Source organism: Microvirga aerophila (genome assembly GCF_003332305.1).
In the GTDB taxonomy this organism is placed as follows: domain Bacteria; phylum Pseudomonadota; class Alphaproteobacteria; order Rhizobiales; family Beijerinckiaceae; genus Microvirga; species Microvirga aerophila.
Genome location: NZ_QOIO01000025.1, coordinates 1 through 21,053, shown reverse-complemented (window position 1 = coordinate 21,053; position 21,053 = coordinate 1). Strand labels below are relative to the sequence as shown.

Here is a 21,053-nt window from a genome sequence, read left to right as displayed (position 1 = left end):
CGTGAGGCTTGGCTATAGGTTCCGGCCGGGGGAGCGCGTGAAGCTGGTCCGGGAAGAAGTGGCCGCTGATGGCGCCCGGATACCATCCGATCCATCGTAACCTGAAGCTCCGCGTGGCTCACGCGAAGAAGCCGTGCAGCCACCAGCGTCCGCCCTCGGCCGCAGGCGCGTCGCGGTAGACCCAGAAGCGGCCGCCGCGGTCGGTCTCGAGGCGGTAGTAGTCCCGCGATGGCCCGTCCGTGTCGCCGGCCCACCACTCGGGAGCGATGCGCTCCGGACCGTCCGCGTGCGTGACTTTGTGCCGGACCTTGCGCCAGACGATCAGCGCCGGCGGGTGGTCGGGCAGCAAGGCCATCGCGACCACGGGCTCGGGCGGATCGAGCAGCCGCGTCGGCCGCGGCAGGTTCTCCGGCCAGGTGGCGTCCGTCACCGGCGCGAGTGCGGGCACCTTCCGCGCCATCCGCTCCGGCACGAGCGTCTGCACCGGCTCGAGGCGGTAGACGCGGTGCGCCCCAACCTTCGCGCTGAGCCGGTCAACGAGGCGGCTCATGTCGACGTCCGGCGCGGACACGCCAGCGATGCCGCGCGCCTCCGTCTGCGTCTCGGAGAGCGGCTCGACCTTGCTGGCGACGAGGACCATCTCCTCGATGCCGAATCCCGGATCGACGGTCTCAAGCCGCTCGTCGAAGAGTTTCGCGAGGTGCGGCGCGTCCCGCGTGGCCCTCGCGGTGCCGACGCGAAGGTTCGCGCCCTTCTGGTCGACGCGGCGCAGGATGAGGTCGAGCCGGCGCACACCCTGGCCTCGCCTGAGGAGTTGCGCACAGAGGTCCTCGGCAAGGCGGCGCACCACGTCTTTCAGCGCCTCGAGCCTGCCGATCGGCTCGGGGAAGGCGATCGTAGAGAGGGGCGTCTCCTCCGGAATCAGCGGATTGATCGGCTCGAAGGCATGGCCCATCGCCTGGTCCAACCGCAGCGCCACGTCCTTGCCGAAACGGCGCACCATCGGCGGGCGCGGCATTGCGGCGAGCTGCCCGACGCGCTCCACTCCGAGACGTTGCATGACGGCGACGATGGCCGGGGCGATGCGCAGCGCAGCGACGGGCAGCGTGGCCACCGCATCGACGGAACGGCCCACCGGGATGACGCCGCCGCCGCGGAATCGCGCGACGGCCCAGGCCGCGCCCGGCGAGTCGGCGACGGCGGCCCGTGCTGTGACGCCTTGCCCGTTCAGGCGGCCGAGCAGGTGCTCGAGGAGCGCCTCCTCGCTCCCATAGAGGTGCGCGCAGCCGGCGATGTCGATCCAGACCCCGTCGTGCGGGTCGGGCGCGACCACGGGCGAGTAGCCGGTGGCCCAGCGCGCGAGCTCTCGCAACGCGGCCTCGTCTTCCTCGGGCGTGGCGCCCCAGACGTGGAGCCCAGGGACCATCGCCTGCGCCTGGGCGACGGCCATGCCGGCGTGAAGGCCGAGCCGCTGCGCGGCCGGACAGGCGGCCGCGATCGTGCGGCGCGATCCTGCGGTCTGCACGGTCACGAGCGGCTCACTGTGCGGCGGCTCGCCGTATCGGCGTCTGATCCGGTCGACGGGCCAGTGAGGCAGGTAGAGCGAGACGACCCGTCGCATCGTAGGCCTCCAGGATCCAGGAACGGGGAGCGCCGCCACGGCAGCGCACGAGGTCGACCTGCCACTGGACACGGCCGAGGCCCGGGGCAGGGGCAGGGGCGGGCTCGGTCGCGGCGGGCGCGATGCGCCAGCGGGTGACTGCCGCCGAGGGCAGGGCGGCCAGATCCTTCTCGGCCACGGTCCACCAGCGCCGGAGCAGAAGCGCGGTGACGCCCGACGCCTCGGCGGCGAGCTGCAAGCGTCGCGAGGCGATGAGGCTCAGGCGCGTCACCTCGCCCACGACGGCCGCGAGGCCGCGCTCGCGCAGGCCCTCCTCGACGAGAGGCAGCACTTCCCGGTCCCGGCCCGCCTCCGCGTAGATGATGCGCCCTGGCACGAGCCCCGCAGCCGCGAGGCCCGGCGCGAACAGGTCGCGCCTGGTCAGGCACCACAGGACCGGTCCCTCAAGGCGCGTGGCGATCCCGGCGGTGAACAGGGTGGCCGAGCCGGCGAACTCGGCGGCGGGCCCTGCCTCGACGGCCTCGTGCAGCGCCCCCCGCGCGAGGCCGCCGCCCGGCAGATGATCGTCGAGGCCCGCGATGCCGAACGGCAGCGGCGCACGTGCCTGCGCGCCGCCCTCGAGGCGCTCGATCTGCCGGCGCAACGCGGCGACCGTCGCAGAGGTGACGGACGGGACGGCGGAGAGGGAAGGGCGCGGTGGTAGCGACATCGGGTCCCGGTGCGACAAAGTGAACAAAGCAAGAACATGCGCAACGCCACTCGGTCAATGCAAGTTGCTCCGGCAACCCTGTGGATACCGGGGAGGATCACTTGGAGTGAGGCTCGGGAGGCTCTTCTTATAGCCGTCTGTTTTGCAAGGTCGGTAGTCGACGTGATCCAGAACCTTAGAGCTGCCGGTTCGTGGCAGACCCGTTCGAGGTTCCCGCGGCTCGTGCGAGTGGCGAAGAACTCAAATTGATGCCGGCGGAGACGTTGATATCACTATGGGCAGTCGAGATGACGAAAGAGCACATTCCTGCTGCCATGCCGGCACTTTGTGTCCTTCGGCGGTGCACGGCACCTTCACATGGTCGGCAGATAGAGCCACGTGAGCTACCCGTCCAACCAATTCTCGATCCGGAGCCCATCAACACGGTTGAACTCCTGTACGTTGTCCGTGACCAGTGTCATTCCGAGCGAAAGCGCATGCGCGGCAATAAGGAGGTCATTCTGTCCGATCGTCCGTCCCTCGCACTCAAGGCGGCTGCGAACCACGCCATAATGCGCGTCGGCCGGCACGTCGAGCGCCAGGACTTCGATCTCTCGCAGCGCGGCCTCGACCCTGGCGGTTAACTTCTCGGAGCCCTTCTTCTCCGCACCGTAGCGCAGCTCCGAGGCGACAACGATACTGGTACAGACACTCGCGTCTCCGACCTGACGCAGACGCGCCGCAGCCTTTCCGGCTGGGTTGCGGATCATGTCGGAGAGGATATTCGTATCGAGCATGTAGCGCCCGAGGCTCAAAAGATGTCCTCCGGCGTGCTGAGCTTATCCTCGATGGCGGGGAAGTCCTCGTCGAGTGGCTCCAACGTGTCGAGTAGGGCGATCAGGCCACCCTTACGGACCGGCTCGATGATCAGCCGGTCCCCGTCCCGGTGCATGATAGCCTCGTCGCCCGGCAGCTCGAACTCGACTGGAATCCGAACTGCTTGGTTCCGGCCATTCCGAAAGAGCCTAACGTGTCGTTCGTGCTGCATCCCGAGCTCCTCCACTTTGGCCTATGCCAAGACATAGGCCTTTCACTTCAGAAGGGCAAGCGAGCAACTGGACGTATTCATTGATATGTATGTTGCCGGCAAGACGCAGCCAAAAGTTGAAACCGGATAGTTTGCTATCTGACACGGATCGAAGTGGCGACCGTCGTGCCGCCGCTTGTACCGTGCAACTTTATCCAGATGCGTCCAAACCTTGACTGCTTAAGACGCCGGGGCGGGTGACCGCCCGCGAGTGATGTCGACAAGCACAAGATCGCACAAGCCTTCATTCAAGGCGGACAGCTGACGCTCAAGCAGATTGCCATCCACCTTCGTGTTGCACCGTTCACACTAGCTGCCGATAGCTTTAAACGTCAGTAAAGCATTGGAAGCAAATCCACAAAAAATAGTTCGAGCTATCTATTTCCTATTCTCTCGTGGGAATCCATCAGCGCGAAAACACCGATGTCGAAATATTTTGGAAAAAAATCACGATCAACTGCGATTTTTGCTTGTCGCGGACTATCTATATCAAGAACCAATACAACAACCATCCGCATAAACCACTATCTACTACCATCATCTACCCCTATCTATCCCCTATCATCCCCCAAACACCCCACTACCTCCCTTACATCCATCCACCATGGGTTTGGTCCAGTAGAGAGTTAGTTGTTTTTAGAAGGATGACATCAAAGGTTTCGAGCATGGTCGCCCACCCATCGCGCTAGACGGCGCTTGAGCCCCATTACCTCGACATCCCAAGGGTTTAGCTCAGTGTTGCTTCCATTTCTTGCGCGATCATTTCCATTTAGGATGACCAGAAAGCAATTGGCTCAGCCACGGGATGGCAGCACACGCGAGGATCGGCTCCGCCATCCGCTACCACCCCAAGAGCCCGGTTGTCCCTTGGCGGGATCTTGGTCAAATGTTCAACGTGCCCAATATGCATTGAGCATCATGCCATTTGAGGTATTCATCGGTGTAGAGGTCAGCAGGTTCCTTGCCCCCATTGGCAAGCGCAAAGGGCGGCAAGCCATACTGGGCATCAAACGCCCTTCGAGCCTTGGCATCCAGGGCGCGTGAGACGCCCGCCCGTTTCGTCTTCACGAGACCTTGGGGTTTCAGAGTCAGTCCCGCCACTTCATTCAGAAGCCGCCAGATATGCTTATCGTCGGCATCGCGGAACCCGACGGCTGGGTCCACGCCTTTTGCGTAATAGGGGAACCGCCACCATTGACCCGCGACGTCTCGGTCAGAACGGCAATCGAAACGCACGGTCTTGCTTATTTCCGTGTTCACGAGTGGCCGCCCGGGAATGTGTGACACGCATTTCTTCGCCCATTGCATAAAATCCCGGCGATGTTGCTTAGGCACCGCAACATGAATATGGCTGTGAAGGCCATACGTGTTGCCCCGTTCCAAGACCCAGACCCATGCAAGCGGAAGGCCTCGTTCCAAAAGCCACTTGCGCATTCGCTCATTGAACCGGCGGTGCGCTTGTTCCACGAGCAGATCGGTGGTGATACCGACCGTACTCCACGAGATGGAGATGAAAGTGTTCAACACCCATCCTTGGCAATTCGCAAACGCCACAGCGTTGTACAGTTTCGTGAAGTCGCGCCCAGCAAGGTGCTGGGTTTGCCCATAACCTTCCCATGTTCTTTGATATTGTCGCTTACCATCACCATTGATGGCCCGATGCAGGCGCGCCTGCTCACCGGTGCCATGGATCGAAACCCACACCGGCTTTCCATGTTCGTCCCGAAGGTCGAAACCAGATTGGCGAAGATATTGGGCATAATCCTCAATATCGTCGTAATCATCCCGCGTGTGCGGCGGGTCATCCACGATAGCGGGAACACCCGTGTCGCCGTTCGTAGACACGTGGGTCGCACCAGCCGGTTGGTGGACGGCGGGCGATTGCAGGAATGGGTTAGCTTGGTGCGTGGTATGGACGGGCAGCATGAAAAGCGTGTGGCTGACGTACCAACCGATTGCTTGCTCGATCGGGCAATCGCCCGGCGGTGGCGCTTCATATGCAAGGCAATACCGCCGGTCCCAAAATTCATGGGCGGTTCCGAACCACCATGCGGGGGCTGCCGGAAGATCAGGCGAATAGGCAACGCCGACGTTATAAGCGTCAAACTCGGCCCGGCTTCGTTCCCAATGTGGTGGCGGCACGAACCCGTCAGGACCAGGTTTATCGGACAGACCAAGCGGTGGTCGAGAGGTGGGATGGAAGGACATGCGTGGTTCCCCATTTGTCGGAGGAGCAAGCCACGGCAGGCTGTAAGGTAAACACCGGTAGTCTCCGACTAGGAGATATGGTTTCCAATGGCCCGAAACTCGTACTCGCTCGCAAAATAAATTTAGCCAGCGCCCCGGAGCCTTGCTTGCCATGCAACGGTTTTCCATTTCCCGCTCCCATCCGAAGTGCTTATGCGCCCGACGCATGGCATAGGGAAAGTGATCAGCGCAGCCGACGTCCTGTGCTCATTTTTAGTAAGTGCTTTTCTTCGGGTCCGGGCCGACGGCCGAGATTCAAGCCATCAGGCCGGAAATGAGGTGGACGGCTCAAGCCGAAACGTACGGACGCCCATCCACAAAAATCGGGACAACCTTTATGAACAATGACGACGCATGGCTCGAACTGGTCGAAGCGGGTGATTTTTCTGTCATTGCCGTTTCGTTGAGGTGGAGCCAATCCCTCCTTTTCAGCCAAGCCATCGGGAACATGTAGCGGCGCGCCACGATCGCAGGGATGTCGACCCCAAGCGATCATATGAGAGGCGGCTTGAAGACGCCAAGCGCACGGGTCGATATCAACCCGTCGTATCACGCAGGTTCCGGCTGACGTGCAACGAACAAATGGCTCACTCCCTCCCGAGGTTCACGTCGCCAGCCACTCGGACCGCATTTCGAGCAAAGAACGCGGATGCGTCGTCCAATTCATCTCCCCTTAGCGGAGCGTGGGAATTTTTGCGACCGCACATTCAACCACACGAACATCTGCCAAGAACCCTTAGTCCAACAGGTTGGCAGCTGAACCAGATGGCAGTCCAAAATTGGATTGCGATCCCGCAGTGTTCCATTTGCCAAGACTATATGGGTGGGAACGCTGCTTCAGACGCAGCCGAACTGACTTCAGGAAACCACCAATGCGACCACATCGCAGTACCTACTCCCGCCGGGCCCAGAGGGTCAGCACCAAGAAACGCACCGAAGCCCGGGCCCGCCTTGTCCGAGAGTCTGTCAAAGCAAAGCAAGAGCTTGATGCTACCGTACAGAGCACTGAGCGGACTGCTATCTTGGAGCGACTTTTATGCGACGGCATTGCGTACGCAGCACTGGATTTTACACCGACGAAAATTCGTAACTTTCAATTTACTGTCGAGTGGTTGGAAAGCTGTATCGATGACAGCCCCATGTATATTGAGTCCGCCTGGAAGGGAATTATCCGTACACTTGTGGAACCATGTATTGACATTTGTAGGCCGGTTGTCGGGGAGTCATGGCCTACAACTGGCGATACACCGCTGCCCCCTTTTACCGACCCAGAGCTTCAACTGCCTTTATACCCGTGCATTGAGATCGCTGCGGCTTTTGAAGCGCGACGCCCAGAATTAGCTCGTGCTGCGGCGATGCGGTTCTTTTCCCTACTAAAATCTCAAAACGGATAAGCAGCTGATGCAATGACTCTTCACGCACGCCATGGAAACGAAATGGAACTGCGTTGGTCCTCCTATCAAGGTTGAACCGCAACTCCTGGAAAAGTGCGGCCACCTGTTCCCCACCTTATTGGCACTTCATGCTGACATGCCAGCCCCATATGGGCTCTGGTCCTCATCGCTAGCCAGGTGATCGGGGGCAGCCGGATCATAAGCCGAAGGGCATCGGCACAAGCGGCACAAGGTTTCTTGTGTCGCAGGAGTGGGAGAAGGGAGCCCCCCGAACCCACAGGCGACATTGTTGTTGATGGATCGTGCAGCAATGTCCGCCCGCGTCAGATACGAAGCGATATGTAAAGGCCGACCGCCTGACCCCGGCCTCCCCGTAAGAGGGTTGTATCACGATCCAACGGCTAACCGACGGCGTGGCTCCGGGTTTGAGAGCAGCTGAGGGCAGCAGGCTTCGCCGGGAGGCGAAGCCTTGCCTTCAGCAAGGAACAGCCTCCCTCAAGCGCTCACCAAGTTTGAGAGAGAACACAAGCATGATGAACTCTCCCTCTAGAGAGATCATCATGGCCGAGAGCCGAACCAAGGATGACGCGTCCCCTGACTATATGCCAACGAGGAGCAGTTGCCTTCATACTTCTCCCCACTTGGTATGGGCATGAAGCCGAAAGCAACTTACTCTTCCGAGCGGCGGACAGCCTTAGCTAGCTCGTCCGTAGTCACAGTACCTGTGGCTCAGATGTTGAGGGTAGCCAAAAAGGCTGCAGTTTCTTCAGCCTTGATCCGTTCACGACGGGCATCGAATTCCCAACCGGAATACACTTCGTCGAGCTCGCACGAGCCCAGCTTTGACACAAATCCGGCCTCACGTCGCTTTTTCATAGACAGCTCGTGGCAAATACCATGAAGGCGAGGCGAGTAGACGGGGTTTGTTTCCCAATAAGGGGCTAACTTGAAAATCTCATCCACGGAATGGACTTGGCCATCTAGACCGAAGTATCCGAAGTCTCGAGCCGCTGACTTGATAAGATACCTGAACCATTCAACTTGCCGTTCATAGCCGCTCTTCTCATCGTAAGTGCGGCAGTGCCTGACTTCAATGGCATCCGCCGGGAAGTCAATCCAGGCCTCACGTCGCCACCAGGCGAGAGTGTGAGCTTCGAAAGCCTTCACTTGCGAGTCCGGGACACAACAGAGTTGATGAGCATGGAAGCCCTTGTCACGGCCGTTCTCAAAAACATAGACCCACAGGTGCGGTGATGGCTCAGCCGCACGTACGCGCTTCTTCCAACGCTTCCGCGACTTGTCTGGCCCAATCGCCAGCCATCGCTTCATCTCTTTGTTCCAGTGAGGCATCAGTCTTGCTGCCTCGCGATGATCCCCAATGCACATCTTGCTGAACGTTAGCGTCACGTGGGTGTTGAACACGCGACTGTACTGCCAGTTCATGAAGCTCATAGCATCGTAAAGAAGGCCCACCTCGTTCCGAAGCCGCGAAGGCCGCCACCGGACGGTACCAGTCGGTATGTAGGGGAGGTCCCAGTCCCAATCTTCCACTTCGTTCGCAGGCGCCAGGAGAGACGCTGAGGAGACGCTCGATAGCAAGACGTCTGTGTCAGGAGTAATAGGCGAGTAAAGGAATTCATCATTAGCCACGGGAGTCATCTTCCTGCAGTGGTCCCAGCGTCGTCCCGACATCAGGACAAAACCAAACACGCGAGCCTCTGCTCGGGCCTATTCCGGGCAGGAGAGGAGAAGTTTTGTGCCGCGGTGAAGAAATTTTTGATTGGCGGGCAGGAGCTGGCGCGCGCAGTGCAAACCAGCGGCTTAAGTGTTTGTACGTGAAGGATATTTAAGCCCTATTTCCCAAAGCCGTGGCCTTACATTCCCAATGCCACTTTGGAACCGTATGATGGGGTGGTCAGCCCGGAGCATGTGAGTCGCCAAACCACAAGGCGCATACCCGTGCTCACTTCCCGTGTTGCTCTTCTTCAGGACAAAGCCGGGACTGAATTTCTCCTGGCCCACACGGAATAACCACCACGGCAGCACCACCCCGGTGCTCGAAACCCGGACTGCGTTCTTCCTCATGGATCAAACTTCATCTACCGACGACGCCTGGCTCGACCAGGTCAAAGCAGGTGACTTTTCCGCCATCCCCGATCCCTTCACGTGGGACCGAGCCCTCCTACTCAGCCAGGCCATCGGCAACATGTACCGCCACGCCCGAGCCGTGGGCTTAACGAAGCCAAGGGACTTGTACGAAGAACGGCTTGAGCAAGCTAAGCGCACGGGGCAGTGGCGCGGGACCACGGTCGAGTTGTGGGTGGCGTTGTGGTATGCGTACCACCTCGTAATGATGGCGGTTGACCTACCCGCCCCTGAAGACGAGCCATATTTGGACCAGTTGTGCACCCAGCTTCGTGACCAACTCCAAGCAGTACCTCCTCACGAGAAGGCCACCCTGATGACCCTCATCAGGATCGCATGGACGACCGAGCGCTATCCCTTACCCGTGCCATTCTCATACCAGGGGTAGCGAGTCCCGTGCTGGTTGCGAGCGTGGTGCTATAATCCGCCAATCTTCACAGTCATTATGCCCGCGAGCAGAATCCCCGCTCGCGGGCTTCTTTCGTTGAAGCATCGTGTCAAACAGCTTGAAGGCACATGCTGGTGCTCATTTCCCGTGTTGCTCTTCTCCGGGAGAACGGCGGACTGAACTTCTGATGACGAGGCCGGAAGAATAGCCACGGCAGCATCATCCCGGTGCTCAAAACGCGGACCGCTCTCTTACCATGGATCAAACTTCATCCCCCAACAATGACACTTGGCTTGATCAAGTTAAAGCAGGTGACTTTTCGGCCATTCCCGACCCATTCACATGGAAACAGTCCCTTTTTTTCAGCCAAGCCATCGGCAACATGTACCGCCATGCTAAGGCGTTGGGTTTGCCGAAGCCCATCGACCTGTACGAAGAACGACTTGAGGAAGCCAAACATAAGGGAAAGTGGCGGGGCACATCCGTCGAGCTGTGGACGGTGCTTTGGCACTCACACCGGCTTACCCTAATTGGAATGGGCTTACCCACACGTGAGGACCGCCCGTACTTGGATCAGCTTTGTACCCAACTTCGTGACCAACTACAGTCTGTCGCCCCGGACGAGAAGGCGGTCATTACAACCCTCATCCAGATTGCTTGGACCACACAGGTATACCCCTTACAGGCACCACTGGCGCACAAAGGATAAGGGATCGCGCGCCGGTTACAGGCGCGGGCTGTGATCTGCAACACTCCCGAGTATTCACGCCCGCGAGCAGCGACCCTGCAAGTGGGCTTTTTTCGTTGAAGCATTGTGGCGAACACACCGGGACAGCCCCACGGCGAAGTCAGTCATTGTGCCCGCCAGTGCAAAAATTCTTTCGGTTTTCCTGAACAGGCCAAAAGCCGCCGACTATATGGGTCCAAGCCAACCCGACGGGTTGATCCAAATGGCTGGCGAGGACAATCGAAGGAGAAACGAATGTTAGGTGTTCGCATGGGTGGTCCACGCGAGGCTATAAACCATTACTTTGACATTGCACCTGATGTTCAGAGAGCGGATTGGGCATTCTTCAACAGGAGCCCCCACCGCAGGCATCTGATACGCAAGCCGTACCCTGGGGAGCTTACGAGTGAGCTCGGAAAGGATTGCCTGCGGTATGAAGCGAGCATAGTTGTGGTCCGTCAGCATGGCCCAGGCTTAATCGATCGACGCGCCTTCACAGTTACGTACGCTGAGGGATCTAGTTTTATAGAGGTGCTGAAGTCCTTTTACCCTCGCAACGAAGAGGCGATCGGACGTGCTTTATGGGTTCTGTCGAACGACGTTGATACAGAAGTCTTCCTCGATATTAATCCTGTAAACATTCTCGTGAGCGCTTTCGACAATCTCGAACAGTTTCCGATTTGGGGATAGGTGGTCCGTGCACGAGGGTGCGGAATAGATAGCGTAATTCAGGGCACCAACATCAAAGCGGGATATCTTTGAGCCTAGGCCTATGGTCGGGCTCCTCTGCGGGGAGCATGAATTAGAGTAGGGATCAAGACCTTATCGTGAGCGGTCCAGCTTTGTGCTCCCGGCAGACACTTAGGAGCGAATACGTCAGACAGGCAACATGAAACCAGGAGCTTTTGGCGCCTTCATGCAAGAGCGAAAGCTCGCAACGAAGGTGGCAAGCTGAAAAAGTCAACCGTATGCTGAACCATCGGGAATATCCCGACTATATCAGAGCACCCGAAACATCAAAGGTAGCTCGGGTTTATACCAAACATAAGATAGGAGAATAGTGTGATTGAGCTTAATGCATGCAATTTCGAGGAGAAGCTACGCCCGTACTTCGACATAGACCCGTACGTGCAAAGAGCTGACTGCGATTTCTTTATCAACAACCGCAAGCGTACTCACTTCATTCGGAAGCCATACCCCGGTGAGATACGGGAGGGATGCCAAGACGACGCTAATCTAATTGTCGTGCGAAAGCATGCGCCGGATACGTTCCAGCGGCGGGCCTTTTGGATTGAGGGCAGCGGGGAAGCAAGCCTCCTTCGAGCATTCCACTATGACGATGAAGAGATACTTGCGCGCGCATTTTGGGCGGCATGGGACGCTTACGAGGGCGAAATTGCGCTCACCAGTGATGTTGTGAATATGACGGTTAAGGCCTTTGACGACATCGAGAAGCTTCCACCGCCCTTCTGAAGCGGGAAGAAGGTCGGTGTGTTGACCCTCGCGTAAATAGAACTGGGATTAGGTGTTTCTCACAGTAGGGCTGCCCCAACCGACAACGGGACCACGCTCCTGTTGTGACCTAGAAGTATCTGGTGCCATCGGGCGAATAGAAAATGCTACTGGCTTTGAAATTCCCACATGAAGGATGCCCACCCGGTGGGTTGGGCATCCCTGCATGACCTGTCTGCGGGCCGTGGTTGAGGCGATCCAGTATCTGGCATCAACCGGCCTTCGAATTCATTAGTAATAGCATGGATGCCACTTCCGGGTGGATATGCCTTGGAGCCAGATCGGCTCGATACGTTCAAGTACAATGCACAATGACGCGCACGACGTTCGAGTGGATACCTTGCGCTTCAAATATTTTGGATTGTTCTGAATCGATCGAACACTCCCGACTATATCACAGCCTCCGCGGAACCGGCGCCCGCGGAGGCATCACGTCACAGCTTTAGTACAAGGAATTCTCATGTCCGACTTCACCGCAATTGAGCGAAACGGCGCGCTGAAAAGCTACTTCGAGTGTCCACCTGAGATTTATGAGTCGGACATGAAATACTTCGAAGCCCACTGGGATTCATCCCACCGGATTCGAGAGCCGTTCGACGATGAACTCAAAAACCCAGATGACGCTGAGGCGTATCTAATTGTCGTGCGCCGCCACACGTGGGATGCCCTAGAGCGACGTCTTTTCGCTATGGACGAAAGTGTTTCGCTTGATTTTGATGAGTTAACTGCCCGGCTGCTGTGGGTGGCCTGGGATCAATATCTGTTTTCCGGTAAAACATCCATGTATGTCCTTAGCGTAATGGAGCAGGGCCTCCGCGATCTCATAAATTTTCCACCTATTGTTTCTACCCCGAGGCTAAAAGGACGGTATACTCCAAGTCTTGGGTGCATGTACATCGCGGACGCGCGACACCACTCCTCCACGTTTGCTCGGCGCCTCCGCTGGCTTCAGCGCTCGACGAAACCTTACACACCCAGCATGCCATGACATGAGGGGGAGGGACCTTGCACGATAAAGGACAGCCGCACTGTTCTGAAAAATACGAGATTGCGTGTCGATGACAAGACTTTACCTAAGAGCTGTAGGTGCGTTCCGTCGATGGCATGAACAATTACTCTCTCAATTAAGGTACTAAATTATGGCTATCATCATGCCCATCGATGCAGGTGGTTTTCTCTTAAGAAGGTACGAGATAAACCCTTTCCTGCGGATGACAGACACCATAACGTTTATGGCCGATCCTGACCGACAGCATTGGGCTTTTAAAGTGCAGCCCGGCCAAATCGACACACCCATTGAAGACGTTCGTGGTCCTGGCTTGTTTTACGTCATCGCTATGCGAAAGTTTGGTACGGAAGCATATGGGCAGCGGCTATTTGCAGCAAATTACTTCCCGCTTTTTTATGACGGTGAGCAGATCGGGCGTGCCCTTTGGGTTCTTTGGGACGCTTATTATGAAGAAGAGTTTACGTTTCGGGAGGTGGATGCGTTGATGGCGGCTTTCGATGATGTTCAGAGATTTCCGGCCCGATCGGATTGGTGAACGTCACCGAACGAGGCGGTTCGCCAATTAGGGAGACGGATATTCGCGGCCTGAATGCCAATTGCTGAAGTGACACCGCGATCCGCCGCAAACCCTCATCGATCGGAGCATCGCGATCCTCTCCTGCTACAACAGCAATCCACAACCACCTGAACTTCTCATTCTCCAACCGGAACAGTCCTGGACCGCATCCTCGCGGTTCCAGGACACTTCATGATCAATACCTTATTTGACCCCTTAGGCCTTGGCCCGATCCCCCAGATGCCCGTTGTACCCACTGAGATCCTCAAACGACATCAGTGCTATCGGCAAGCGGACAACGGCTTCAAGTCCGCCGTCCGCTTGTTACAAAGCCTTTGGCGTGAGGATCGGGGTTACCCCGCCGGACAAGCCCATGGACCCGACGGCAAGCGCCAGCCCTTGGGCTCCCGTCTAGCGCCGTCCATCGGCAGGGCAGGCGGAGGCTTCCTATCTCGTGAAATCGCTACCCTCGTTCGTCGCGAACTCATAGACCACGAGATTGGGGCCGTGATCGATCCCGAGAACCTTTACCTTAACTTGCTGTCGCCCCAGCAGTTGGCCTTCAACGTGTTCGGACAGTTGAAGCTCCACCGGGATCTTGCGACAGCGGTCTTCTGCCGGCTGCTTCCGGGCCGTGACATGACCGTTGAAGACATTCGGTTCGAGTATGCCTCGGGACCACGTGGTGGGGCATACGAGAGCGGAAGCACGGCTTTTGATGTCCTTGTTCGGTATAGCCTGCCCCAGGGTAAGAGAGGATTCATCGCCCTTGAGATCAAATACGCGGACGGTTTCATCGACCCGCTTGAGAGCCTCAAGGCTCGCTATGCCGAACTCGCAAGGACAACCAGCCTAGGCCTTGGGCCTAAGCGTAAAGCCTTGGGGACGAACCGATCGCTGCAGTTGCTGCGGCTGCAGCTTCTGAGCGAAAGAATGCTGCATCAAGACGGTTACGCGGAAGGAACCCTGCTGTTGCTTGGGCCAGAGCACAACATGCAGGTTCAGACGGTGGCGCAGTACCAATGCGAGCTCGCTGGGGCAGCGGCCTGGACCGTTGGATTTCGTTATATCACGCTCGAGCAGATTATCGCGGCCATCGCGGAAGAGGGTGACACGAAGCATGCTCGTGATCTTTACCGGCGCTATTGTGATTGGTGGCTGGTCGATGGTGAAATCCACCTCATGTCGGATGAAGCCGAAGAAGATGCACAGCTTGAGCCCATGAGCACAAGGGCCAAGGTGCTTTTCCTGCCGACGCCGCCACTGCCTTCTTCAGTCACATGATCCCTGTCCGATATCCGCCCCGGCATGCAGAGGGGCCTCCAAGCCGGGAACGGTGCATTCGTCGTGAGACGCAGGGCACCGAGCGTAATGAGTGCACTAGAAGGGTAGGGCGGTGACGGTTAGCCAAGACAGTCGATTAAGGCCGAGACAGGTGGTGAGCACCATCGACGGGACCCAGCGGGTGGTGTTCTCACCAGGGCGTCTTCGTCTTCAGAGAGAGTTCGGTGAGGCTCAGATTGATGTTTCAGCTGAGATGATCGACCGGTGGTTACCGCAAGCCGTCAACGCCGTCATTGCGCAAGGGGACGAGCCCAGCCAGCAGGGGCTGTGGAAAGCGTACTTCGTGCTCGTCAGGACGCCCATGTACATGCCCGGCGGGCAACAGGCCAAGGTCAGCTTCCCGCTGATTTGGGCGCGCTCCAAACCCTGGGATAGGGTCATTTCCGCCCACACGGATCAGAACCATGGGGTGGTGTGGACGTTGTTTGCTATAAATCCGCAGTGCTCTTCTTCCCCGCATTACGAGAGCAATGCACGGTTCGCGATGTGCATCGCACCCTTCTTACGGTGGCGTTACGGCGATGAGGTTGCGGAGGACCTCGCTTCGTTTGCGGCGTGGCAGCATTTCAGAGCGCATGGGTTCAAAGACATCGTGACGTGGCAGCGATCCGTCTGTCACATCGCCGTGACAGGGTTCGAGTCCCGAACAGGTGAGTTCGAGCTCCAGGACTTCATCGCTAATGTGATCGTGGTTGCATAGCCCCAACTGAACCAGCCCCGGGGATATCGGCCGTTTGAATGCAAACAGCCGATTGGCATGGCCCCGCGTTGGTGGCCTTGATGGTGCGGGCGGAGGGACTCGAACCCCCACAGCTTGCGCCGCTGGAACCTAAATCCAGTGCGTCTACCAATTCCGCCACGCCCGCACGTGGTGGGCCCGCCCGGACTCGAACCGGGAACCAGACCGTTATGAGCGGCCGGCTCTAACCATTGAGCTACAGGCCCCAACCACACGCACCATGCCGCATCGTCACCAATGTGGCTATGCTGCGAAGGACGCAGCTAGCAACACGGACAACAGCAGGCAAGGGGTGTCTCAAGAAGGCTCAGTCCCCATCCACCTCATCTGAGTAAGAGGCAGATCAAACGCATCGGCGCGATTATTCATTGTTCCGATCGCGGGTGAGGGGAGCGCCGCTCCCCTGTCAGGAACGCGGACGAGCGACGCTGGCAGTCAGGCGCAGGGAGGCGTTGGCGCCGGTGACCTTGGGCTGGTCGAGGTTGATGTCCCCGAGCTTCCACGATTGGAGCACCACCGACGCCTCGCCGATCGACTTTGGCTTCACTCCGCCCTCAGCGACACGTTCAATGGTCAGCGCCTTGCCACTCCAATCCAGCACGAGACGGTCGTCTGGGCTAAAGCCTGCCCGGTCCCACAGCTCCCGTGATAGGCGGATGGTGGTGTAGAACCGATCGGAACGCTTGGCATCTGGAATCGACTTCACCACGATGGGCGCGGAGATAGCTGTATTGGTACTATCCTCGGTCTGCTTCGAGCGCCTCGTCTGCCTTGATCGCCCTTTCGATCCGGACACCGCTAGGGGCTCCGGTTCTGGGGTGGTGTCCGGATTCTGTGGTCCGACGGGATCAGCCTCTCGCATCAGCGGCTCTTCCGCCTGGGTGGGCTCTCTCGCGGGAGGGGAAGAGCTTGGGATCGTTTGAATCGCGCTGACAACATTCCGAAGGCCGCCGGAGATCCCCTCTGCTGATTGGAGCACCAGAGGGGCCAGTCGTGCGATCGCTTCGATCTGCCGGCCTCCAAGCGTCACCAGTTTGCTCACCTGCTCGGCCATGATCTCCATCGTGGACCGGAGGCTTTTCAGTTCTGCCGCCATTCCTGTCAAGGCCTCCTCGACCCCAGGTGAGAGGGCAGGGGCTGGTGCGGTCTGCTGGGGCGCATCCGGAGCAGATGGGCGAGGGGGCTGCACGGGCTTGGGGCGGAAGACCTCCGCCGCGAGCACTTCGGGCTTGCCCAAGTGGCGAGCCAGAATATCAGCCGTGTCCCGGGACTGCTTCTCCGCCGGGGCTGTCGAGCGGTCCAAACGGTTCGCGGATTCTGGAGGCGTGTGGCGCTGTTGGGTCTGCCGAGGCTTCGTCAGGCAAGCCGGGCACAGGTCATAGGCGCGATCCCGGCCCAGCAACCATCCACGGTCCTTGAAGTAGCCTTTGACGAGCTCATCACCCACAGGCTTGCTGGCTTCGTAGGTGTCCGCTTTGTGACAGGTGGAGCATCGGGCGGTGAAACGGTACTTGGACGGGGTACCGCCACTACGGGTAACATGCGGCTCGAACTGACGTGCGATGCCCGGCATTTGGCTGATCCTGATCGTTGGAAAAGGTCTTTGAGACGGACAAGACGCAGGGTCTCGGTCTTTCCGCCCAGGAAGAAGGATTAGGGATTGGCAGGGGATTAGCACCGATCCCGCCAAATTCCAACCAGCCAGCCCTGGCACGCTTGACCCATGCGGTTGATCGGATCATCCAGTTTCTGAACGTCACCGGCCTCCAGCCCGAGACGATCCGCGCGTCGGCGACATCATCGCACTTCCTGCTGGGCGTCCTCGAGTATGTTTCGAACTTCTGTTCAGTCGACGTACGGAACGTCTTCTGGTGGCGGCTCAACCGGATTGGGATAGCCAAAACGAGGCGCTCGGCGGTCCCAAGGTTCTGCAGTCTCTATCTCACCTGTAGGGCCGCAAACGCGATCCCGCCTGACGACCTCTTCTCCAAAGCTGTTGATCCGCTGCCGGACGACGGTTCGGCACCTCTCGCTTTCGATGCCACGGGACGGATCTGCGTAGAGGTTACGCTCATAGGTGTGTTCAGTCCCGCCATAACGGCCATACTGATATTCACTGTAGGAAACCTCGGTCCCGGTTACGCACCCGCCGAGCAATGTTGCCACGGTGATCAAGGTAGCAGCGGGGCTTGCCCGTTTGGACCACCTCAACATGGAAGCCTCCCTGTTCAATGGCGACGCTGACTGGCATCGTCCAGCACTAACAGGAAGGGTCGTGCGGCACCCGTGAACCGTATCTGAACGCCTCAGCTATTATTACAGGTTCGGTAAACGGGCCTGTGGATGAGGACGACTGCCTCAGGTGTCATACTCAAGCAGTAGCCGCTTCAACAGCCGTCGAGTCCGTTCCGGCTCCTGCCGCAGCCCTCACGGCTTCCCAATTGGCTAGCCGATCCGCGCGCTCATTCTCAGGGTGGCCGGCATGACCCTTCACCCACTTCCAGGTGATCTTCCTGCCAACCATGAGGACATCCATCTGCATCCAGAGGTCCTGGTTCAGCACGGGCTTGCCGTCAGCCTTACGCCAACCTTTGGCTTTCCATCCCCGGAGCCACTCGGTCGCGCCTTTGATGACATACTGACTGTCGCTATGGATGACGATCGGGAGGCCCTGAGGCACAGCCTCAATCGCTTTGATGGCTGCCGTCATTTCCATCTTGTTGTTGGTCGTGGAGCGGTCACGTCCCACGATGACCTGCTCTTCACCGGCAATAGTGATGACAGCAGCGTATCCGCCTGGACCGGGGTTCCCAAGGCAAGCGCCGTCCGTGAAGATGATGGCTTCGTTCGACATAGGATTCTCAATGAATAAGTGAGAGGAAAAGGACTGCTTCAGGGGAGTGAAATGGGGAGGGCGCTTAGAGCAGGGAGAGCTTAAGATCTTGTGACTTGTCAGATCAGCAAACGCTCGAGCCATGGGTGAAGCCCTGATTAGCCTTTTGGAGCGGACTGAACCGAACGGCCACGTTGTCATTGTTATCGTCGAGGACCTCGGTTCCTCGGTACGGCCGGCTTGCGGCCCCAGCAGACGAAGGAATGACCATGGCTACCAACAAGAAGGACGGAACTTCACAACCCAGCAGGAGCCGGAAAGCGCCGGAGAAGTCGGCGTCGAAGTCCGCCTCCTCTTCGGCGACTAAGAAGGGGGCTGGCGCTTCCAAGCGGGCGCAGCCCAAGGCGATGGCCGGCTCCCGGTCTGCGACGAAGTCTCAGGCGGTTCCCGCCAAGGCCCGCTCCGCCGCAGGATCGCGCACGGCAGCGCGCTCGACCTCCCGTGTATCGAGGTCGCGTTCCACGACGGCGGCTCGCTCCCCATCCCGCTCACGGTCGCAGGGCAGTCTGCTGAACCCGATGGCGTGGCTCTCGAGCCTTGAGACAACGCTCACCTCCCCGCAGGCCCGCTCGGTGATGGCCGAGGCGCTCAGGGCGGTCGCAAACGTACTGGAGAAGCCGCAGGGCGGCGAGCAGGGACAGGGCCGCGGCACGCAGGAGGGTAGGGACGCTGTGTCGGCCGCAGGAAGCCTTGGCGCCGAGATCGTCGCCGCTCCGTTGGAGGTCGCAGCGGCTGCCATCGGAGCTGCCGGGGAGGTCGTGACCAGCGCCCTCGGCGGATCGCCGGGCGAGGAAGGTGGCAACGGCGCAAGCCGGAAGGGCGGCCGGCGGACCTCCTCGCGGAGGAAATCATCAGCGGTTGGCGACTAGCCAACGCAATGATTGGCCGGACGGAAAGCACAATCTCCCAGGGTTAGCTCTGTCCGGCCGTCTTCGAAACTTGATGAGGAAGCTCCAGGCCAAGAGGCTGTTCGTTCTTTGACCGCCATAGTCGCGACATCTTACCCTCACAGACGACTGAGGGACGTAATTATGGAGTTTGACAATGGCAGCATCAAAGACAGACAAGGCTGGAGCAACGGCGACCAAGAAGCCGAACCCGGCTCTGATGAAGCCGCTGCAGCCCTCGAACGAACTGGCCGCTGTGGTCGGTTCTTCCCCGCTGCCCCGCACTGAGGTGGTGAGCAAGGTTTGGGAGTACATCAAGGCCAACAATCTCCAGAATCCTGCGGACAAGCGCGAGATCCTGGCTGATGACAAGCTGCAGGCCATCTTTGGCGGCAAGAGGAAAGTGAGCATGTTCGAGATGAACAAGCACTTCGCCCAACATCTCTCTTGAGACCCCGACACTACGAAAGGTCAGCCCCGCCACGATTCTGGCGGGGCGGGCGCTCCCTCTGCCTTGCATCTGCGGCGCCCGGGCAGGTCCCGCCCTTGGGTTGCTTAGTCTGTGACCGATCACCCCTGTGATCAAGGACCAGACGATCATCGTCCGGCGGTAGCCACCGACCTGCTGTAGGCAGCGCCAGAAAACTCGCAGACGGGCTATTGTGTCACCGAGGCCGTGTGCGTTCTCAGAGTCTGCAGAGTCGCAGTTCCAAGCTTGCCCGTGACGGGAAGACCTTTGGCTCGTTCAAAAGCCTCAACGGCCTTGCGCGTCGAGGGGCCGAGAGATCCGTCAGCTTTTAGTTTCCCATACCCGAAGTCGACAAGCGCCTCCTGCGCCGCGCGGATCTCCTGCCTGGACAGGCGAACCGCTGACGTCGTGCTGATCGTGGGACTTTCCGTGATGGCTGCAGGCTGATCGGACGGTCCCGTGAGCTGAAGGCGGGCTTGCTCAAGCGCTTGACTCACGCTTGCCCGCAGAGAGTCCAGCTGCTGGAGCTCGTCATTTGCGGCTTCGATCCGCACCAGCATCGTGTTGAGATCTTGGCCCGCGCGGATTTTCTGTTCATTGGCTTGCGCCAGCTGATCGCGCTCTGCGGTGACCGTCTCAATCTGCTGCCGAAGGTGCGAATTCTCCCTCTGGATCGCATGCTCCTCAGATCCCGTCGACAGGACGGAGTACCCGAACAGGCCCCAACCGATCACCGTAGTCGCTAAGAGGCCTTTGCTTGTCGCATTGAGCTGTAGCCTGACTTGGTTGTTCATAAAGCTCATGAGCTTACCTGCGCATCGTTAGCTGAATGGCGGAGAGGGTTGTGTGTGCACATCAGCTCCGCATTGGGTCGAGCTTGTGACGCAATTGGGACGGTGCGAGGCCTTTGGCGACGCATGGTTAACCGAACGTATTCGTCTGCAGCTCGGGATTGACACCTCGTGTCAGAGACGATGTTTGGGAGATGAGCCCCGTCACCTTCCCTGCTGTTGACCAGCGAGCTACACTCTGATGTGGTGGATCAGGAGCGAACCATGCACTTCAGTGTCGGCGATGTCGTGTATCTGATTTCTTATCCCTCTCACCGCATGACCGTCGTTGAGAGTCGGTCCGAGTTGTTCATGAGCTTTGACAAAGCCTTGCGATCCTGCGGGTCATGAGTCGGATCATGGCGAGTTGAACGAAGGCCATCTGCGTGCGGGTGAGGTTCTCGAAGTCCTTAGCCAGCCGGCGGCAGCGGCCCAGCCAGCCAAAGGTTCGCTCAACGATCCACCGCTTCGCGACAACCACAAAGCCCTTAGCTTGGTCGGAGCGTTTGACGATCTC

18 protein-coding genes and 2 tRNA genes are annotated in these 21,053 nt (G+C 58.9%); 8 read left to right on the top strand and 12 right to left on the bottom strand.

From position 1 onward, the window contains the following. Positions 1-118: 118 nt before the first annotated feature. The 6 genes from DRB19_RS15045 to DRB19_RS15015 all read right to left on the bottom strand — a co-directional run bounded on the left by DRB19_RS15045 (position 119) and on the right by DRB19_RS15015 (position 8,489). On the bottom strand, positions 119-1,621 hold the full coding sequence (locus DRB19_RS15045) for a Y-family DNA polymerase (RefSeq protein WP_114186854.1): 1,503 nt from the start codon (positions 1,619-1,621) through the stop codon (positions 119-121). Continuing rightward, the gene (locus DRB19_RS15040; RefSeq protein WP_114186904.1) at positions 1,539-2,330 is read right to left on the bottom strand and encodes an ImuA family protein; all 792 of its coding nucleotides are present in this window, start codon (positions 2,328-2,330) and stop codon (positions 1,539-1,541) included. The genes DRB19_RS15045 and DRB19_RS15040 overlap by 83 nt, the downstream gene beginning before the upstream one ends. A 383-nt stretch (positions 2,331-2,713) precedes the next feature. Beyond that, the gene (locus DRB19_RS15035) at positions 2,714-3,106 is read right to left on the bottom strand and encodes a type II toxin-antitoxin system VapC family toxin (RefSeq protein WP_114186903.1); all 393 of its coding nucleotides are present in this window, start codon (positions 3,104-3,106) and stop codon (positions 2,714-2,716) included. Between the two features lie 14 nt (positions 3,107-3,120). Then, positions 3,121-3,357: an antitoxin gene (locus DRB19_RS15030; protein WP_114186853.1), complete on the bottom strand. Its 237-nt coding sequence runs from the start codon at positions 3,355-3,357 to the stop codon at positions 3,121-3,123. Positions 3,358-4,278: 921 nt separating this feature from the next. Beyond that, positions 4,279-5,604 carry a hypothetical protein gene (locus tag DRB19_RS15025; RefSeq protein WP_147022406.1) on the bottom strand — a complete coding sequence of 442 codons (1,326 nt, stop codon included), beginning with the start codon at positions 5,602-5,604 and terminating at the stop codon, positions 4,279-4,281. Positions 5,605-7,766: 2,162 nt separating this feature from the next. Next, on the bottom strand, positions 7,767-8,489 hold the full coding sequence (locus DRB19_RS15015) for a hypothetical protein (RefSeq protein WP_162815704.1): 723 nt from the start codon (positions 8,487-8,489) through the stop codon (positions 7,767-7,769). Between the two features lie 2,870 nt (positions 8,490-11,359). On the opposite strand from DRB19_RS15015, the gene DRB19_RS14995 reads away from it, so the two are divergent. The 5 genes from DRB19_RS14995 (at position 11,360) to DRB19_RS14975 (ending at position 15,418) form a co-directional block, all read left to right on the top strand. After that, the gene (locus DRB19_RS14995; protein ID WP_114186846.1) at positions 11,360-11,770 is read left to right on the top strand and encodes a hypothetical protein; all 411 of its coding nucleotides are present in this window, start codon (positions 11,360-11,362) and stop codon (positions 11,768-11,770) included. Positions 11,771-12,269: 499 nt separating this feature from the next. Beyond that, entirely contained in the window at positions 12,270-12,797 is a 528-nt protein-coding gene (locus DRB19_RS14990; protein WP_114186845.1) for a hypothetical protein, read from the top strand. A 151-nt stretch (positions 12,798-12,948) separates the two neighbouring features. Further along, on the top strand, positions 12,949-13,353 hold the full coding sequence (locus tag DRB19_RS14985; RefSeq protein ID WP_114186844.1) for a hypothetical protein: 405 nt from the start codon (positions 12,949-12,951) through the stop codon (positions 13,351-13,353). A 213-nt stretch (positions 13,354-13,566) separates the two neighbouring features. Then, positions 13,567-14,658, top strand: coding sequence for a PGN_0703 family putative restriction endonuclease (locus DRB19_RS31700; RefSeq protein WP_114186843.1), 1,092 nt, complete (start codon positions 13,567-13,569; stop codon positions 14,656-14,658). A gap of 154 nt (positions 14,659-14,812) precedes the next feature. Then, a complete protein-coding gene (locus DRB19_RS14975) occupies positions 14,813-15,418 on the top strand; it encodes a hypothetical protein (RefSeq protein WP_114186842.1) in 606 nt (201 codons plus the stop codon). Positions 15,419-15,499: 81 nt separating this feature from the next. Here DRB19_RS14975 and DRB19_RS14970 read toward each other — a convergent pair. From DRB19_RS14970 to DRB19_RS14960, 3 genes are all read right to left on the bottom strand, one after another. Further along, positions 15,500-15,584: transfer RNA gene (locus tag DRB19_RS14970), tRNA-Leu, on the bottom strand. Positions 15,585-15,587: 3 nt separating this feature from the next. Then, positions 15,588-15,663 (bottom strand) — tRNA-Ile (locus tag DRB19_RS14965). A gap of 200 nt (positions 15,664-15,863) precedes the next feature. Next, positions 15,864-17,030 (bottom strand): hypothetical protein, encoded by a 1,167-nt coding sequence (locus DRB19_RS14960; protein ID WP_114186841.1) that lies wholly within the window; start codon positions 17,028-17,030, stop codon positions 15,864-15,866. 17 nt (positions 17,031-17,047) lie between these two features. Here DRB19_RS14960 and DRB19_RS31865 point away from each other — a divergent pair, with 17 nt between their 5' ends. Beyond that, complete coding sequence (locus DRB19_RS31865; protein ID WP_114186840.1) at positions 17,048-17,701, top strand: DUF3572 family protein; 654 nt, start codon at positions 17,048-17,050, stop codon at positions 17,699-17,701. 127 nt (positions 17,702-17,828) lie between these two features. Here the strand turns inward: DRB19_RS31865 and rnhA are convergent, their stop codons facing one another. Beyond that, positions 17,829-18,311, bottom strand: coding sequence for a ribonuclease HI (gene rnhA / locus DRB19_RS14950; protein ID WP_114186839.1), 483 nt, complete (start codon positions 18,309-18,311; stop codon positions 17,829-17,831). A 242-nt stretch (positions 18,312-18,553) separates the two neighbouring features. On the opposite strand from rnhA, the gene DRB19_RS29970 reads away from it, so the two are divergent. Next, complete coding sequence (locus DRB19_RS29970; protein WP_147022401.1) at positions 18,554-19,219, top strand: hypothetical protein; 666 nt, start codon at positions 18,554-18,556, stop codon at positions 19,217-19,219. 175 nt (positions 19,220-19,394) lie between these two features. After that, positions 19,395-19,688, top strand: a complete 294-nt coding sequence (locus DRB19_RS14935) for an SWIB/MDM2 domain-containing protein (RefSeq protein ID WP_114186836.1) — start codon at positions 19,395-19,397, stop codon at positions 19,686-19,688. A 206-nt stretch (positions 19,689-19,894) separates the two neighbouring features. Here the strand turns inward: DRB19_RS14935 and DRB19_RS14930 are convergent, their stop codons facing one another. Beyond that, entirely contained in the window at positions 19,895-20,509 is a 615-nt protein-coding gene (locus tag DRB19_RS14930) for a peptidoglycan-binding domain-containing protein (protein WP_114186835.1), read from the bottom strand. 337 nt (positions 20,510-20,846) lie between these two features. Beyond that, the coding region (locus DRB19_RS14925) for a transposase (protein WP_162815701.1) at positions 20,847-21,053 on the bottom strand (207 nt) is incomplete at its 5' end.